This window comes from Kitasatospora setae KM-6054, from assembly GCF_000269985.1.
Lineage (GTDB): Bacteria > Actinomycetota > Actinomycetes > Streptomycetales > Streptomycetaceae > Kitasatospora > Kitasatospora setae.
This window is the reverse complement of sequence record NC_016109.1, coordinates 5498931-5514642: the sequence shown is the minus strand read 5'-3', so window position 1 is coordinate 5514642 and position 15712 is coordinate 5498931. Positions and strand designations below refer to the sequence as shown.

Sequence of the window (15712 nt, the reverse complement as noted above, 5' to 3'; positions counted from 1 at the left end):
CGTGGTCAGGGGTGCTCGGGCGGGTTGATCTGCGACTCGGTGATCGCCGAGTCGGCGGTGCCCCACTTGGCCAGGATCTTCTGGTACGTGCCGTCCTTGATCAGCTGGTTGACGGCGGCCTGGAAGGCGGGGGTGAGCGTCGAGCCCTTCTTGAACGCGAAGCCGACGTCCAGGCGGTGGAACTCGCCGAGGAAGCGGATCTTCGCGGTGGGCTGGTTCGCCTGGTAGCGCAGGCCGTTGATGGTCGACATCACCACGTCCAGCCGGCCCTGCTGGAGGCCGGTGAGCACGGCGCCGTTCTCGGTGAACACCTTCACGTCGTACGGCTTCTTGCCGGCCTTCGCGCAGTCGTCCTTCTTCGCGTTCAGGGTCGCCTCGAAGGTGGTGCCCGCGCCGGTCCCGACGGTCAGGCCGCACAGCTGGGTCAGGTCGGTGACGTTGTTCAGCGCGGTGTTGTCCGAGCGCACCGCGAAGCCCTGGCCGTCGTCGATGTAGGTGACGAAGTCGACGGTCTTCAGCCGGGCCGTGGTGACGCCGAAGTTGCCGGTGCCGACGTCGTACTTGCCGCTGCCGAGCGCGGGCAGGATGGTCTCGAACGCGGCGTCCTCGCGCTGCACCTTCACCCCGAGCACCGCGGCGACGCCGTTGACCAGGTCGACGTCCAGCCCGGCGAGCTCCTTCTTGCCCTCCGGGTAGTACGCCCCGGGCGGGGTGCCGACCGCGCCGCCGAGCTTGATCGTGCCGGCGGCCTTGACGTCGTCGGGCAGCAGCGCGGCGGCCGCGTCGCTCTTGTGGACGCCCGACAGGACGTCCTGGCTCGGCTGGATGCCGACCGGCGCGGCCTTCGGGGCGGCCGCCGGGTCGGAGCCGCAGCCCGCCAGCGCCAGGGCGGCGACCGAGGCCAGGGCGAGGGCGGGGAGGTGGCGCTTCATCGGGTCGGTGCCTTTCCGGCCGCCGCGGCGGCCAGGTCTTGCGGGCGGGTCGGGCCGGGCCCTGTCGGGTCGGGGTGGTGCAGGTCCTTCTCGAACGGCAGCGGCCGGTCCTGCGGCGGCGCGCCGACGTCGAACAGCGGGGTGTAGCCGGCCGCCAGGTAGAGGCCCTTGGCCTCCGGCTGGAGCGGCCCGGTGGTGAGGTGGATCCGGCGGTAGCCGGCCTGCCGGGCGGCGTCCTCCAGCTCGGCCAGGACGCGGCGGCCCAGGCCCTGGCGGCGGTGCCCGGCGGCGGTCCACATCCGCTTCACCTCGGCGGTGCGGTCGCTCTCGTGGCGGCGGTAGGCGCCGCCGGCCACCGGTTCGCCGTCGCGCAGCAGCAGGAGCAGCAGCCCGTCCGGCGGGGTGAACTCCTCGGCGCCGTAGCGGGCCATCTCCTGCTGTCCGCCGTCCCCGTAGCGGGTGACGTACTCGTGGGTGAGCTCGCGGATCAGCGGCTGGGTGAGCGGGTCGCCGAGGACGGCCCGCTCGACGGTCAGCGTGCTCATGCCGCGGCGGCCTTGGCGGTGTCGGCCGCGGCCTCGGCGGCCTTCGCGGCCTTGGCGGCGTCGCGCTTGGCGACCTCCTCGCGGACGATCGGGATGACGTACCGGCCGAAGTCGATCGCGTCGCCGACGTGGTCGTAGCCGCGGGCGGAGAGGATGTCCACGCCGAGGTCGTAGTAGTCGAGCAGCGCCTGGGCGACCGTCTCGGGCGTGCCGACCAGGGCGTTGGAGTTGCCGGCGCCGCCGGTCGCGGCGGCGGTCGGGGTCCACAGCGCGCGGTCGTAGCGCTCGCCGGCCTCGGCGATCTCCACCAGCCGCTGCGAGCCGGCGTTCTCCGGCCCCTCGGCGCTGACCGACCGGTGGCGCACCAGGTCGCCGGAGCCCCGGCGGGCCTTGATCGCGGCGACCGTGCGGTGCGCCTTCTCCCAGGCGAGCTCCTCGGTGGGCGCGATGATCGGCCGGAAGGCGACCTGGATCCGCGGGGTGTCGGTGCGCCCGGCGGCCTCGGCGGCGGCCTTCACCAGCTCGATCTGCTCGGCGGTGCGGACCAGCGGCTCGCCCCACAGCGCGTAGATGTCGGCCTCGGCGCCGCCGGCCGCGAACGCGGCGGGCGAGGAGCCGCCGAAGGAGACGTTCGGCCGGGGCTGCTGGACCGGGAAGACGTCCGAGACGAAGTCGTTGAAGCGGTAGAACTCGCCCTCGTGGTCGAAGGGTTCGCGGCTGGTCCAGGCCTTCTTGACGATCCCGATGTACTCGCGGGTGCGGGCGTAGCGGCGGTCCTTGGGCAGGAAGTCGCCCTCGCGCTGCTGCTCGTGGTCGTTGCCGCCGGTGATGAAGTGCACGGTGAGCCGGCCGTCGCTGATCCGGTCCAGGGTGGCGAAGGTCTTGGCGGCGAAGGTCGGGTACGAGACGTTGGGGCGGTGCGCGAGCAGGATCTGCAGCCGGTCGAGCTTGGCCGCGAGGAACGCGGCGGCGGCGGCCGGCTCGGGCGCGCCGGCGCCGTAGGCGAACAGCACCCGGTCCCAGCCGTGGTCCTCGTGGGCGCGGGCCAGCCGCAGCGTGTAGTCGCGGTCGAAGGCGTGGGTGGTGCGGGCGGTGGTCTCCGAACCGTCGCCGGTGGCGGCGATTCCGAGGAACTCGACGGGCATGGTGGAGCCTCTTCCGGTGGGGCACGGCCGCGGCGCCCGGGTACGCCGAGGGGACGCCTCGGCGGACAGGTGGCGGGCGGGCGGCTGGGATGACAGGCGGCTGGGTGGGGGGCGCGTGACGGTGCGCCGGCTCGGGAGCGAGCGGTGGTGTTCGGGCGGCAGCGTGCGCCTGTCGATCCGTCCGGACGGACGGCGTTCCCGGCCCGCGACTGGGGCGACCGAGGGAGGACTCCCGGAGGAGAGGAAGGGCCGGTCAGGCGGCCCGCTGCCGGGTCAGCCGCGACACGCCGCGGACCACACCCGACCGAAGTCGATGTGGCCTCGCGTCACGAGGGCGGGCTGGTCGGCGGTCATGTCGAACAGTTGAGCAGTGCCGCCGAGGGCCCGTCAACCTTTCTCCCCGGAACGAAACACCGGCGTCACACCAGGCTTAACACCCGCGTCCTTGACAGCCTCCGCTCGCTCACCCGTACGATCGCGGTGGAGCGAGTACTGCCCGGATCCGGTGGCGAACTGCCGCCGGGCCCAGCCGCGTTGAGGGACGCGGCGCGCGTGAGTGACGGCATGCGGAGACCGCCTGCCCCGCCGCCCCATGGAGCCCTCATGGCCTCGCCCGCCGTCCCGTCCACCGGCCTCCCGCCCACGTCCAAACCCGCCGCCGCGCCCGCTTCCACCGCCGCGGCCGCCGCGCCCGCCGCCGGTCCGTCCGCCGAGCTGGCCGCGCTGCCGGTGGTGCCCCGGCGCCGTCCCTGGCGGTACGTCAGCGGCGGTCTGGCGCTGCTCGCCGCCGGGCTGGTGCTGCGCTCGGTGGCGAGCAACCCGGCCTTCGAGTGGTCGGTGGTCGGCAGCTACCTGAGCGCCCCCTCGGTGCTCCGCGGGCTGCTGCTGACGCTCTGGCTGACCGCCGCGGTGGTCGCCCTCGGCTTCGCCCTGGGCACCCTGCTGGCGGTGGCCAGGCTCTCCGACAACCCGGTTCTACAGAGCCTGAGTTGGGGCTTCGTCTGGCTGTTCCGGGCCACCCCGCTGCTGGTCCAGCTGCTGCTCTGGTACAACATCGGGGCGCTGTACCCGACGCTCTCGCTGAGCCTGCCGTTCGGCGGCGAGCTGTTCTCGGTGAAGACGGTCAACCTGCTCGGCCCGGTGCTGACCACGCTGATCGGCCTGACCCTGCACGAGGCGGCGTTCGCCGCCGAGGTGGTGCGCTCCGGCGTGCTGTCGGTCGACCAGGGCCAGCTGGAGGCGGCCTCCTCGCTCGGCCTGGGCCGGGCCAGGGTGCTGCGCCGGATCGTGCTGCCGCAGGCGATGCGGGCGATCCTGCCGCCGGCCGGGAACATGCTGATCGGCACCCTGAAGGGCACCGCGGTGATCAGCGTGCTCGCCGTCCACGACCTGCTGTTCTCGGTCCAGGTGATCTACAACCAGACGTACCAGGTGATCCCGCTGCTGCTGGTGGCCACCCTCTGGTACGTCGCGGTGACCAGCGTGCTGTCGGTCGGCCAGTACTACCTGGAGCGGTACTTCGCCCGCGGCGCCACCCGCGAGCTGCCGCCGACCCCGTGGCAGCGGGCCCGGACCGGGCTGCTCCGGCTGCGGGCGCGCACCGTGGCGGGGCGGTGAGCGCGGTGGCCGTGCTGGTCGTGATCGGAGCCGGGCCGCGGGGCACCGGCCTGCTGGAGCGGATCGCCGCGAACGCCCCCGAACTGCTGGGCCCCGGCGTCGAGTTGGACGTCCACCTGATCGACCCGCACCCGCCCGGCGGGGGCCGGATCTGGCGGAACGCGCAGTCGCCGCTGCTGCGGATGAACTCGATGGCGGAGGACGTCACGATGTTCACCGACGAGCGCACCACCATGGACGGCCCGGTCCGCCCCGGCCCCTCGCTCGCCGAGTGGGCCGCCGACCCGGCCGCCCACCCCCCGTACCTGCCGGTCGAGGACCCGGCGGTGGCCGGCGAGCTGCGCGACCTGGCGTCCACCGACTTCCCGACCCGGCGCGCCCAGAGCGGCTACCTGGACTGGGTGCTGCGCCGGGCCATCGCCGAACTCCCGGAGAACGTACGGCTGTTCCTCCACCAGGACACCGTCCGGGAGCTCACCGGCGAGCCGGACGGGCCGCAGCTCGTCCACCTCGCCGACAGCGGCACCGTGCTGTCGGCCGACCGGGTGGTGCTCGCGCTCGGCCACCTGGACTCCGCGCCCGGCCCCGACACCGCCGAACCGCGCGACTTCGCCGAACGGCACGGCCGCACCTACCAGCCGCCCGCGTTCACCGCCGACGCCGACCTGTCCGGCCTGGCCCCCGGCGAGCACGTGGTGGTCCGCGGCCTCGGCCTGGCCTTCGTCGACCTGGTCGCGCTGCTCACCGAGGGCCGCGGCGGCCGGTTCACCCCGCTGCCCGGCGGCGGCCTGCGCTACCACCCCTCCGGCCGCGAACCCGTGCTGTACGCGGGCTCCCGGCGCGGCGTCCCGTACCACGCGAAGACCGGCTACCGGCTGCAGGGCCCGCCCCCGCCGCTGCCCCGCTACTTCGGCCTCGACCTCGAACTCCCGGACGGGCACATCGAGTTCAAGCGCGACCTGTGGCCCGCGATGGCCAAGGAGATCGGCTTCGCCTACTACCACGAGCTGTTCCACGGCCACCCCGAGCGCACCGCCCTGCCCTGGGACGCGTTCCTGGCCGACTACGACCGGCACCCCTGGCACAGCCCCGAGCGCGCCGAACTGGTCGCCACCGCCGTCCCCGACCCGGAGGACCGGCTCGACCTGGAACGCCTCGACCGCCCGCTCGCCGACCTGCGGGTCGGCAGCCCGGCCGAGCTCCAGCAGCACCTGCGCTCCCACCTGCGCGCCGACCTGGCCCGCCGCTCCGACCTGCGGCACAGCGCCGACCTCGGCGCCTTCTACGCGCTGCTCTCGCTCTACGGCCACCTCATCCACCTGCTGCCCGCCCACCCGCTGACCGCCCGCTCGACCGCCGCCGAACTGGACGGCTGGTGGACCGGCTTCTTCTCCTTCTACGCCTCCGGCCCGCCCGGCTTCCGGCTCGAACAGCTGCTGGCCCTCTCCGACGCCGGCCTGCTGCACTTCCTCGGCCCCGACCTGCGGGTCGACCTCGACGAGGAGCGCGGCACCTTCCGCGCCTCCTCCCCCGCCCTGCCCGGCCACCACGTCCACGGCACCGCCCTGGTCGACGCCTTCCTCCCCCGGCACGACCTCAGCCGCACCAACGACCCGCTGCTGCGCCAACTGCGCCGCGACGGACGGATCGACGAGGAACTGCTGACCGACCCGGACGGCCACACCTACCGCTCCGGCCTGATCCGCACCGACCCGGACGCCCGGATCCTCGACCCCGCGCTGGACGGCCACCCGCACCCCGGCCGGACCGCCCTCGGCGCCCCGACCACCACCCGCGCCCCGGCCGCCTTCGCCCGCCCGCGCACCGACGCCCCGTCCTTCCGGCAGAACGACGCCGTCGCCCGCCGGCTGCTCACCGAGCTGCAGAAGGAGGACTGAGGACCCGAACCGCCAGGCCACCGCACCGGATACGCTCCAAGCACCCCGAGCCTCCGGAGAGTGCGCCATGGCCAAGCCGCCCCCGCCCCGCGACCCCGCCCAGGACGCGCCGCACGTCGCGCCCCCGGCCCACGCCGCCGCCGGCCTGCCCGCGATCGGGCACACCCTGCGGATGGCCGCCGAGCAGATGTCGCCGGGGCGGGTGCTGGCGACCCTGCGCAAGGTCAACCAGCCGGACGGCTTCGACTGCCCCGGCTGCGCCTGGCCCGAGCCGGACAAGCCGCACCTCGCCGAGTTCTGCGAGAACGGCGCCAAGGCCGTCGCCGAGGAGGCCACCGAACGCCGGATCACCCCGGCGTTCTTCGCCGAGCACCCGGTCGCCGCCCTCGCCGACCGCTCCGGCTACTGGCTCGGCCAGCAGGGCCGGCTCACCACCCCGATGCTGCTGGACGAGGGCGCCGCCCACTACGTCCCGATCGGCTGGGACGCCGCCTTCGCCCTGGTCGCCGAGGAGCTGGCCGCGCTCGACTCCCCGGACGGGGCCGCGTTCTACACCTCCGGCCGCACCTCCAACGAGGCCGCCTTCGCGTACCAGCTGTTCGCCCGCCGGTTCGGCACCAACAACCTGCCGGACTGCTCCAACATGTGCCACGAGTCCTCGGGTTCGGCGCTCACCGAGACGCTCGGCGTCGGCAAGGGCAGCGTCTCGCTGAAGGACCTGCACCAGGCCGACCTGATCATCGTCGCGGGCCAGAACCCGGGCACCAACCACCCCCGGATGCTCTCCGCCCTGGAGCGCGCCAAGCGGGCCGGCGCGCGGATCGTCAGCGTCAACCCGCTGCCCGAGGCCGGGCTGGAGCGGTTCAAGAACCCGCAGACCCCGCGCGGCCTGATCGGCGGCGGCACCAGGCTGACCGACCTGTTCCTGCAGATCCGGCTCGGCGGCGACCTCGCCCTGTTCCGCGCCCTCAACCACCTGCTGCTCACCACCCCGGGCGCCGTCGACGAGGCGTTCGTCGCCGAACACTGCGCCGGCTACGCCGAGTTCGCCGCCGAGGCGGCCGAGCTGGACCGGGCCGCCGTGCTGCGCGCCACCGGCCTGCCCTGGGAGCAGGTCGAGGAGCTGCACCGCCTGGTGCTCGGCTCCGAGAAGGTCATCGTCTGCTGGGCGATGGGCCTCACCCAGCACAAGCACGCGGTGCCGACCATCCGCGAGGGGGTCAACTTCCTGCTGCTGCGCGGCAACGTGGGCCGCCCGGGGGCCGGCGTCTGCCCCGTCCGCGGGCACAGCAACGTCCAGGGCGACCGCACCATGGGCATCTTCGAACGGCCCTCCGCCGCCTTCCTGGACGCCCTCGGCGAGGAGTTCGCCTTCGAGCCGCCGCGCGCGCCCGGCCACGACACGGTGGACACCATCCGGGCCATGCGGGACGGCCGGGTGAAGGTGTTCTTCGGGCTGGGCGGCAACTTCGTCTCCGCGAGCCCCGACACCGACGCCACCGAGGCCGCGATGCGGCGCTGCCGGCTCACCGTGCACGTCTCCACCAAGCTCAACCGCTCGCACCTGGTCACCGGCGCCCGCGCCCTGATCCTGCCCACCCTGGGCCGCACCGACCGCGACCTGACCGCCGCCGGGGCGCAGTTCGTCAGCGTCGAGGACTCGATGGGCGTGGTGCACTCCTCGCGCGGCGGCCTGCGCCCGCCCGCGCCCGGCCTGCTCTCCGAGGTGGCCATCGTCGCCCGGCTGGCCCGGGCCGTCCTCGGCCCGCAGGACCCCACCCCCTGGGAGGAGTTCGCCCTCGACTACGACCGGATCCGGGAGCGCGTCGCCCGGGTCGTGCCCGGCTTCGACGACTACAACGCCAAGGTCCGCCGCCCCGGCGGCTTCGCCCTCCCGCACGCCCCGCGCGACAGCCGCACCTTCCCCACCGCCACCGGCAGGGCCAACTTCACCGTCAACCCGCTGACCGCCCCCGAGGTCCCGGCCGGCCGGCTGCTGCTCCAGACGCTGCGCTCGCACGACCAGTACAACACCACCGTCTACGGCCTGGACGACCGCTACCGCGGCATCACCGGCGGCCGCCGCGTCGTCCTGGTCAACCCCGCCGACGCGGACGGACTCGGCCTCGCCGACGGCCAGTACGTCGACCTGGTCAGCGAGTGGACCGACGGCACCGAGCGCCGCGCCCCGCGCTTCCGGGTCGTCCACTACCCCGTCGCCCGCGGCGGCGCCGCCGCGTACTACCCGGAGACCAACGTCCTGGTCCCGCTGGACTCCACGGCCGACGTCAGCAACACCCCGACCTCGAAGTCCGTCGTCGTCCGCTTCGAGACCCCGTGACGGCGGGGCCCGCCGCCCCCTCGGGGAGCCGGCGGGCCCGGGCCGCGCGGGGCGGCTCAGCCGGCCGAGCGGCTCCCCGAGGGCGTCGCCGGGTCGGTGCCGCCGCCGCCGCTCGGCGTGCCGGAGCCGCTGGGCGTCCCGCTGCCGCTCCCGCCGGGGGTCGCGGAGCCCGAACCGCTCGCCGAGGTGGAAACCGAGGCCGAGGGCGACGCGGACGCGGAGGCCGTCGCCGAGGACGGGTCGCCGGGCGAGGCGGAGGCCGAGGCCGAGGGCGTGGGCGTTCCCGCGGGGTCGGTCGGGGTGGCGCTGGGGGCGGGGGGCGTCGGGAGGGTGGAGGGCTTGGCGGGCTGGATCTTCACCGCGCCGAGCTGGACGTCCGGCACCTTCCACTCGCCGCCCGCGTCGTCCGCCGCGTCGTCGCCGTCCGGTCGGACCGCGCCCAGGATGGGCATCGCGCCCATCTGCGAGACCTTGACCACGTCGCCGGTGCGCGGGGCCTGGACGACCAGGCCGCCGCCGATGTACATGCCGATGTGGGTCGCGCCGCCGTAGTAGACGATCAGGTCGCCGGGCCGGATCTGGTTCAGCGGGACGTGCTTGAGCTGGGCCCACTGCTCCTGGCTGGTGCGCGGGATGGCCTGGCCGGCGTGCAGCCACGCCTGCGAGGTGAGGCCGGAGCAGTCGAAGACGTCCGGTCCGGCGCCGCCCCAGACGTAGTCCTTGCCGAGCTGCTGCAGCGCCCAGGCGACGGCCTTGCGGCCCGTCGCGGAGGGCGTCCGCTCGCCCTTGCCGAGGGCGCCGGAGGCGAGGAAGGCCAGCTGGGCCTGGTTGGCCTGCTGCTTCTCCAGGTCGGCGAGTTCGTCGCGCTGGGCGCCGGTGAGCGAGCCGACCAGCTTCTCGACCTCGGCCAGCTTGGTGGCGACCTCGTTCTTGGCCTTCTCCTGCTCCGCGGCCAGCGCGGTGGAGTCGGCGAGCGCCTGCCGGGCGGCGGCGTGCAGGGCGTTGAGGGTGTCCCGGTCGGCCTTGAGCCGGTCCAGGAACTCCTTCTGCGAGCGCCCGGCGGAGTTGAGCAGTTCGGCGATGACCACCGCCTCGTACGGGTTCTCGGCCATCAGCAGCTCGGCGTACCCGGATATCTGGTTGTTGCGGTACTGCGCGGCGGCGAGCTGCGCGGCCAGGTCGCCGCCGGCGTCGACGGCCTTCTGCTGCAACTCGACCCGGTTGTCGAGGTCCTGGACGGTGTTCCGGTGCTCGACGAGCGCGGCGGCCGTGCCGTTGTACCGCTCGGTGGCGGCCTCGGCCTGCTGGTAGAGGGTGTGCAGCTGCTCCAGCAGCGGCCCGAGGGTGCGCTTGGCGTCGGCCAGCGGGTCGGCGCCGGCCGCGACCGTCGGGGACGGGTCGGGCACGGCGTACGCGGCGGAGACCGCGAACGGCAGGGTGAGCGCGGCGGCGGCGAGCACCGCTCCGCAGCGCAGCGCGGCGCGCACCCACGGCCGCAGGCCGGTCGTCTCGGTCCGCTGCCCTGCCCCCATCGGCCGGCCTCCCCTTTGTTGTCCGTCGGCGATCGGACCGATCCTGCCATGCGGAGGGCGGTTCGGGGCAGGTGCTTTCGGGGCCGCCGGGTGAATTCTCATCCGGTCCGGAGTGTGAGACCGGTCTCACCGCAAGGCCCTGACCACCATGGGAACTCAACGCGGCGGCAACTCCCGCGTCACGAACGGAGCCAGGACTCCGCGTCCAGTTAACCTCCCGTTCACCATCACTTCCTACCTTCACCGAGGACAGCAACGTCAGTCCGACCACTACGACGATTGTTTGGGTATGGAACACATCACGTTCCTGGTGGCCGTTGTGATCATCACGGCGCTCGCCTTCGACTTCACGAACGGCTTCCACGACACCGCCAACGCGATGGCCACGTCCATCGCGACCGGCGCGCTCAAGCCCAAGGTCGCCGTCGCGATCGCGGCGGTGCTCAACTTCGCCGGTGCCTTCCTCTCCGTGAAGGTCGCCACCACCATCTCGGGCGGCCTGGTCAACGAGAAGGCCGGACTGCAACCCTCGATCATCTTCGCCGCCCTGGTCGGCGCGATCCTGTGGAACCTGCTGACCTGGCTGAAGGGCCTGCCCTCGTCCTCCTCGCACGCGCTGTACGGCGGCCTGATCGGCGCCACCGTCGTGGGCGTCGGACTGCACGGCGTGAACTTCACCACCGTGGTCTCGAAGATCCTGATCCCGGCGGTGGCCTCCCCGATCATCGCGGGCGCGGCCTCCTGGGGGGCCACCAAGCTGGCGTACCTGATCACCCGGGGCACCCCGAAGGAGGGCACCGAGAAGGGCTTCCGCCGGGGCCAGGTCTTCTCCTCCTCGCTGATCTCGCTGGCCCACGGCACCAACGACGCGCAGAAGACCATGGGCATCATCACGCTGACCCTGATCTCGGCCGGCGCGCTGGACAAGGGCGACGGCCCGCCGACCTGGGTGATCGTCAGCGCCGGCCTGGCCATCGCGCTCGGCACCTACATGGGCGGCTGGCGGATCATCCGCTCGATGGGCTCCGGTCTGGCCGACATCCGGCCGCCGCAGGGCTTCGCCTCGGAGACCGCCGCCGCGACGGTGATCCTGACCTCGTCGCACATGGGCTACGGCCTGTCCACCACCCAGGTCTGCTCCGGCGGCATCATGGGCGCCGGCCTGGGCGGCCCGTCCGGCCGGCTGCGCTGGGGCATGGTCCGCCGGATGGCCGCCACCTGGGGCCTGACCCTGCCGGCCGCCGCCGCGGTCTCCGGCGTGGCCGCGCTGATCGCCGACCGCGGCGACTGGGGTGTGGCCGTGGTCGGCCTGGCGCTGGTGGCCGGCGCGGGCTCGATGTGGGTGATCTCCCGCCGCCAGCCGGTGCACGCGGACAACGTCAACGAGAACGCGGCGGACGCGGCCCCGGCCGCCGAGGCCCCGGCCGTCCCCGGCCCGACCACCCTCGCGGCCTGAGAGGAACCCCGCACATGAACATCAAGTGGGCCGCACTGGCCGAGACCGCGGGCGTCAGCCTGCTGGTCACCCTCGGCGTGGTCGTCGTCTTCGCGCTCGGCAACCTGGCGCTGTCCCGCCGGGAGGCCGCCGTCGCGGCCGGCACCGGCAGCAGGGGCGTTCCCGCCCTGGTCGCCGCGGGCGTCTGCTTCGCGGCCTGCGCGGCCGCGGTGCTGTACGGCATCTCGCTGATCGCCTCGAAGTAGCCGCGCGCGCAGGCACGGCGAAGGGCCCCCGCCACCACGGCGGGGGCCCTTCTCGCATGTCGTCCGCCGCCGGCCTCCGGGCCGGCCGGCTCAGTCGGCGACCAGCTCCGCGGCCTTGGCCCCGGCGGGGGCGGCCGGGCGCTCGTCGTTGCTGGTGCGCAGCGGCACCTCGCGGATGAACAGCACCAGCAGGAAGCCGACCACCGCGAACGGCGCGGCGATCAGGAACACCGTGCCCACGCCGTGCCCGAACGCGTCGGTGATCAGCGGGACGACCTGCGCGGGCAGCTTCTTGAGGTCGGGGATGCCGTCGCCGCCCGCGCCGGTGGCGGGGATGCCGGCCTTGGCGAAGTTCTCCGCCGTGTAGCTGGCGACCTTGTGGCCGAGCAGCGCGCCGAGCGCGGAGACGCCCATCGCGCCGCCCATGGTGCGGAAGAAGGTGACCGTCGAGCTGGCCGCGCCGAGTTCGTGCCGGGGCACCGTGTTCTGCACCGCGAGCACCAGGTTCTGGCTGGTCAGGCCGAGGCCGACGCCGGCCACCAGCATGTAGAGGGCGAGCAGCGCGTACGCGGTGTCGTCCCGGGCGGTGCCCATCAGGCCGAGGCCGGCGGCGAGCAGCACGGTGCCGGCGACCAGGAAGCCCTTCCACTTGCCGTACTTGGTGATCAGCTTGCCGGCCACCGTGGAGGAGACCGCCAGGCCGATGATCATCGGCAGGGTGAGCAGGCCGGCCTGGGTGGGGCTCTTCTCCTTGGCGAGCTGGAAGTACTGGCCGAGGAAGGTGGTGGTGCCGTACATGCCGACGCCGACGAAGGCGCTGGCCAGCGCGGCGAGGGCGACGGTGCGGTGGCGGAACAGGTCGAGCGGGATCAGCGGTTCGGCGGCGCGCTTCTCGACGACGACGAACAGCGCGGCCAGCGCCAGGCCGCCGAGCACCATGACGGCGGTCTGCCAGGAGGCCCAGTCGTAGTTCTTGCCGGCCAGCGAGATCCAGATCATCAGCAGGCTGACCGAGGCGGTGATCAGCAGCGCGCCCAGGTAGTCGATCTTGGGCTTGCGGGTGACGGCCTCGGGCAGCTTGAGGGTGCGCTGCAGCACCACGATCGCGACCAGCGCGAACGGGACGCCGACGTAGAAGCACCAGCGCCAGCCGAGCCAGGAGGTGTCCACGATGACGCCGCCGATCAGCGGGCCGCCGATGGTGGCGAGCGCGAAGACCGCGCCGAAGTAGCCGCTGTACCGGCCGCGTTCGCGCGGCGGGACCATCGCGGCCAGGCAGATCTGGCCGAGCGCGATCACGCCGCCGGCGCCGATGCCCTGCAGCACCCGGCAGAAGATCAGCATGCCGATGCTCTGCGACAGGCCGGCCAGCGCCGAGGCCAGCACGTAGATCACCATCGCGATCTGGACCAGCAGCTTCTTGCTGACCAGGTCGGAGAGCTTGCCCCAGAGCGGGGTGGCGGCGGTGATCGAGAGCAGCGCGGCGGTGACCACCCAGGTGTACGCGGACTCGCCGCCGTGCAGGTCGTTCAGGATCCGCGGCAGCGCGTTGGAGACGACCGTGGAGGAGAGCACGGCCACGAACAGGCCGAGCAGCAGGCCCGAGAGGGCTTCGAGTACCTGGCGGTGGGACATCCGGTCCTGCTCGGGTGCCGGGAGGGTCGACGACATGCGGTTCCTTCGACTAAAAATTCGTTGCCTCAAGCAACTATACGTGGATAGTTGAGTGAGGCAACTTTCTTCAAGCCCAGGTAAAGGAACACCCCGCCCGGGGCCCGCTCAGACGTTCTCGGTCAGCTCGTTGAACCGCTCCAGCAGCCGGGCGAACTGCTCCAGCTCACCCAGCTCCCACCCGGCCAGCGAGGCCCGGAACCGCGCCATCCGCTCCGCCCGGGCCGCCGCGAACCGCCGCTCGCCCTCCTCGGTCAGCGACACCAGCGAGGCCCGCCGGTCCAGCGGGTCGGTCTCCCGGCACAGCAGCCCCAGCTCCTCGATCGCCCGGATCTGCCGGCTGACGGTGGCCTTGCCCACCCCGAAGTGCAGCCCGACGTCGGTCACCCGGGCCCGCCCGGACTCCCGGATGAACCCGAGCAGCACGTACGCCCCGGCCTCCAGCTCGGGGTGCACCAGCCGGGAGATCTCGGTCGCCCGCGCCCGGCTGCGCCGGAACAGCGTGGCCACCTCCCGCTCGACCGCGAGAAAGGCCAGCTCGGCGGGGTTCGGCCCGTCCAGGTGGTCAGTCATGGCGCTCAGTATCGCGCAGCTCGCGCCTCCCCCGGCACGCAACTGTTTCATGCTATGAAGTATCCGTTTTTGACACTTTTGCCGTCTTGACACCTATCCGCGAGGGAGATGCTCCCATGGCCCACCCGGCCTCACCGGGCAAGGGGTTCCTCGGCGACTTCAAGGACGCGGTCACCCCCCGCGCGTTCTTCCTGGTCGTCGGCGTCCTGCTGCTCCAACTCGGCTTCATCACCTCGTACGTCGGCGCCCTGCACCACCCGAAGCCGCACGAGCTGTCGATCGCGGTGGTCGCCCCGCCCGAGGTCGCGCCGAAGCTGGTCGGCGCGCTGGAGGCCGTCCCGGACAGCGCGGTGCGGGCCTCCACCGCGCCGGACGCGGCCACCGCCCGGGACCGGATCAAGGACCAGCAGATCTACGCGGCCTGGGTGTTCGACCCGGCCGGCACCGAGGACGCCCTGCTGGTCGCCGACGCCCGCGGCCCGGCCGCCGCCACCGCCGCGGAGGGCATCGTCACCAAGCTGGCCGCCGCCCAGCAGCGGACCGTCGCGGTCGACGACACCATCCCGCTGGCCCGCGGCGACGCCGAGGGCCTGTCCGCCTTCTACCTGGTGATCGGCTGGTGCGTGGGCGGCTACCTGGTCGCCTCGATCCTCGGCATCAGCGCCGGCTCCCGCCCGGCCAACACCGCCCGGGCGGTGCTCCGGCTCGGCACGCTGGCGCTGTACTCGGTCGCGGCCGGCCTGCTCGGCGCGGTGATCACCGGCCCGGTCCTGGACGCGCTGCCCGGCTCGATCGCCGCGCTGACCGGCCTCGGCACCATGGTGGTGTTCTCGGTCGGCGCCTTCACGATGGCGCTGGAGTGCCTGTTCGACGTGATCGGCATCGGCCTGGCCGTGCTGGTCTTCGTGGTGCTGGGCAACCCCAGCGCGGGCGGCGTCTTCCCGCCGCCGCTGCTGCCCGCGTTCTGGCGGGCGATCGGCGAGTGGATCCCGAACGGGGCCGGCACCTCGGCGGCCCGCTCGATCGCCTACCTGGACTCCACCCACCTGACCGTGCCGTTCCTGGTGCTGGCGGTCTGGGCGGTGATCGGCGTCGGGGTGACCTTCCTGGCGGTGACCCGCCCGCCGCTGTTCCGCCGGCCGGCCCCGGCGCCGGCCCCGGCCGGGGCGTGAGCCCGGCGGGCCCGGGGCGGGGTCAGACCCGCTCCGGGTCCCGGCCCGGCTCCCGGCCCGGCTCCTGGTCGTCCTCCCGGACCCGTTCGGCCAACTCGGTGAACACGAAGCGGTTCATCGCCCAGAACCGGAAGGCCATCGCCAGCAGCGTCCCGACGATCATCCCGCTGAAGAAGTCGGCGAGCTCCTGCGAGAAGTGGCTGACGTCCGGGGTGCGGAAGTCGAACACGTACCGGGAGGCCACCAGCGGGAGGTCGTTGACGCCCACCGCCAGCGCGCTGACCAGGAAGAACCCGGCGGCCTCGCGCTTGCGGCCGACCGCCCGGAAGGACCACTTCCGGTTCAGCACGTAGGAGATCACCGTGGTGATCACGGTCGCGATGGTCAGCGCGACCACCGGTTTGCTCTCCAGGACCGTCGTCTTCAGGGCGAAGTTGATCACCATGGTGAGGAGGAAGCAGGTCCCTCCGACCACCAGGAACTTCACCAGCGTGCGGTGCTTGACCAGGAACGGGCGGTAGCGCTCCGGAACGGCGGCCAGCACGCGCTGTGTGGGGGACGGCATGCCGGAAGTGTCCCATCGGC

13 protein-coding genes are annotated in these 15712 nt (G+C 73.4%); 6 read left to right on the top strand and 7 right to left on the bottom strand.

Annotated features, from left to right (window positions below):
* Nucleotides 1-5 precede the first annotated feature (5 nt).
* From KSE_RS24570 to KSE_RS24560, 3 genes are read right to left on the bottom strand one after another with little or no spacing between them, the layout of a single operon-like run.
* Nucleotides 6-932: an ABC transporter substrate-binding protein gene (locus KSE_RS24570; RefSeq protein ID WP_014138057.1), complete on the bottom strand. Its 927-nt coding sequence runs from the start codon at nt 930-932 to the stop codon at nt 6-8.
* Nucleotides 929-1477: a GNAT family N-acetyltransferase gene (locus KSE_RS24565; protein ID WP_014138056.1), complete on the bottom strand. Its 549-nt coding sequence runs from the start codon at nt 1475-1477 to the stop codon at nt 929-931. Before KSE_RS24565 ends, KSE_RS24570 begins: the two co-directional genes overlap by 4 nt.
* The gene (locus KSE_RS24560) at nt 1474-2622 is read right to left on the bottom strand and encodes an LLM class flavin-dependent oxidoreductase (protein WP_014138055.1); all 1149 of its coding nucleotides are present in this window, start codon (nt 2620-2622) and stop codon (nt 1474-1476) included. Before KSE_RS24560 ends, KSE_RS24565 begins: the two co-directional genes overlap by 4 nt.
* Nucleotides 2623-3225: 603 nt before the next feature.
* Here KSE_RS24560 and KSE_RS24555 point away from each other — a divergent pair.
* The 3 genes from KSE_RS24555 to KSE_RS24545 all read left to right on the top strand — a co-directional run bounded on the left by KSE_RS24555 (nt 3226) and on the right by KSE_RS24545 (nt 8478).
* Nucleotides 3226-4239, top strand: coding sequence for an amino acid ABC transporter permease (locus tag KSE_RS24555; protein WP_014138054.1), 1014 nt, complete (start codon nt 3226-3228; stop codon nt 4237-4239).
* 5 nt (nt 4240-4244) lie between these two features.
* Nucleotides 4245-6137, top strand: coding sequence for an FAD/NAD(P)-binding protein (locus KSE_RS24550; RefSeq protein WP_014138053.1), 1893 nt, complete (start codon nt 4245-4247; stop codon nt 6135-6137).
* 67 nt (nt 6138-6204) lie between these two features.
* On the top strand, nt 6205-8478 hold the full coding sequence (locus tag KSE_RS24545) for an FdhF/YdeP family oxidoreductase (protein ID WP_014138052.1): 2274 nt from the start codon (nt 6205-6207) through the stop codon (nt 8476-8478).
* A 56-nt stretch (nt 8479-8534) separates the two neighbouring features.
* Here the strand turns inward: KSE_RS24545 and KSE_RS24540 are convergent, their stop codons facing one another.
* The gene (locus KSE_RS24540; RefSeq protein WP_014138051.1) at nt 8535-10010 is read right to left on the bottom strand and encodes a C40 family peptidase; all 1476 of its coding nucleotides are present in this window, start codon (nt 10008-10010) and stop codon (nt 8535-8537) included.
* A 289-nt stretch (nt 10011-10299) separates the two neighbouring features.
* On the opposite strand from KSE_RS24540, the gene KSE_RS24535 reads away from it, so the two are divergent.
* A complete protein-coding gene (locus KSE_RS24535) occupies nt 10300-11466 on the top strand; it encodes an inorganic phosphate transporter (RefSeq protein WP_014138050.1) in 1167 nt (388 codons plus the stop codon).
* Between the two features lie 14 nt (nt 11467-11480).
* Nucleotides 11481-11711: a hypothetical protein gene (locus tag KSE_RS24530; protein WP_014138049.1), complete on the top strand. Its 231-nt coding sequence runs from the start codon at nt 11481-11483 to the stop codon at nt 11709-11711.
* A 90-nt stretch (nt 11712-11801) separates the two neighbouring features.
* Here the strand turns inward: KSE_RS24530 and KSE_RS24525 are convergent, their stop codons facing one another.
* Nucleotides 11802-13382, bottom strand: coding sequence for an MDR family MFS transporter (locus tag KSE_RS24525; RefSeq protein WP_033259079.1), 1581 nt, complete (start codon nt 13380-13382; stop codon nt 11802-11804).
* A 108-nt stretch (nt 13383-13490) separates the two neighbouring features.
* Nucleotides 13491-13955: a MarR family winged helix-turn-helix transcriptional regulator gene (locus KSE_RS24520; RefSeq protein WP_033259078.1), complete on the bottom strand. Its 465-nt coding sequence runs from the start codon at nt 13953-13955 to the stop codon at nt 13491-13493.
* Between the two features lie 116 nt (nt 13956-14071).
* Between KSE_RS24520 and KSE_RS24515 the strand changes: the two genes are divergently transcribed.
* Entirely contained in the window at nt 14072-15127 is a 1056-nt protein-coding gene (locus tag KSE_RS24515; protein ID WP_014138046.1) for an ABC-2 transporter permease, read from the top strand.
* A 22-nt stretch (nt 15128-15149) separates the two neighbouring features.
* Here KSE_RS24515 and KSE_RS45910 read toward each other — a convergent pair whose 3' ends face one another.
* Nucleotides 15150-15692 (bottom strand): GtrA family protein, encoded by a 543-nt coding sequence (locus KSE_RS45910; RefSeq protein ID WP_014138045.1) that lies wholly within the window; start codon nt 15690-15692, stop codon nt 15150-15152.
* Nucleotides 15693-15712 lie beyond the last annotated feature (20 nt).

What these genes read in the sequence shown, in the direction of transcription:
- KSE_RS24555 (WP_014138054.1), top strand. Translation starts at nt 3,226, where the DNA reads ATGGCCTCGCCCGCCGTCCCGTCCACCGGCCTCCCGCCCACGTCCAAA.
- KSE_RS24545 (WP_014138052.1), top strand. Translation starts at nt 6,205, where the DNA reads ATGGCCAAGCCGCCCCCGCCCCGCGACCCCGCCCAGGACGCGCCGCAC.
- KSE_RS24560 (WP_014138055.1), bottom strand. Translation starts at nt 2,622, where the DNA reads ATGCCCGTCGAGTTCCTCGGAATCGCCGCCACCGGCGACGGTTCGGAG.
- KSE_RS24535 (WP_014138050.1), top strand. Translation starts at nt 10,300, where the DNA reads ATGGAACACATCACGTTCCTGGTGGCCGTTGTGATCATCACGGCGCTC.
- KSE_RS24565 (WP_014138056.1), bottom strand. Translation starts at nt 1,477, where the DNA reads ATGAGCACGCTGACCGTCGAGCGGGCCGTCCTCGGCGACCCGCTCACC.
- KSE_RS24515 (WP_014138046.1), top strand. Translation starts at nt 14,072, where the DNA reads ATGGCCCACCCGGCCTCACCGGGCAAGGGGTTCCTCGGCGACTTCAAG.
- KSE_RS24520 (WP_033259078.1), bottom strand. Translation starts at nt 13,955, where the DNA reads ATGACTGACCACCTGGACGGGCCGAACCCCGCCGAGCTGGCCTTTCTC.
- KSE_RS24525 (WP_033259079.1), bottom strand. Translation starts at nt 13,382, where the DNA reads ATGTCGTCGACCCTCCCGGCACCCGAGCAGGACCGGATGTCCCACCGC.
- KSE_RS24530 (WP_014138049.1), top strand. Translation starts at nt 11,481, where the DNA reads ATGAACATCAAGTGGGCCGCACTGGCCGAGACCGCGGGCGTCAGCCTG.
- KSE_RS24540 (WP_014138051.1), bottom strand. Translation starts at nt 10,010, where the DNA reads ATGGGGGCAGGGCAGCGGACCGAGACGACCGGCCTGCGGCCGTGGGTG.
- KSE_RS45910 (WP_014138045.1), bottom strand. Translation starts at nt 15,692, where the DNA reads ATGCCGTCCCCCACACAGCGCGTGCTGGCCGCCGTTCCGGAGCGCTAC.
- KSE_RS24570 (WP_014138057.1), bottom strand. Translation starts at nt 932, where the DNA reads ATGAAGCGCCACCTCCCCGCCCTCGCCCTGGCCTCGGTCGCCGCCCTG.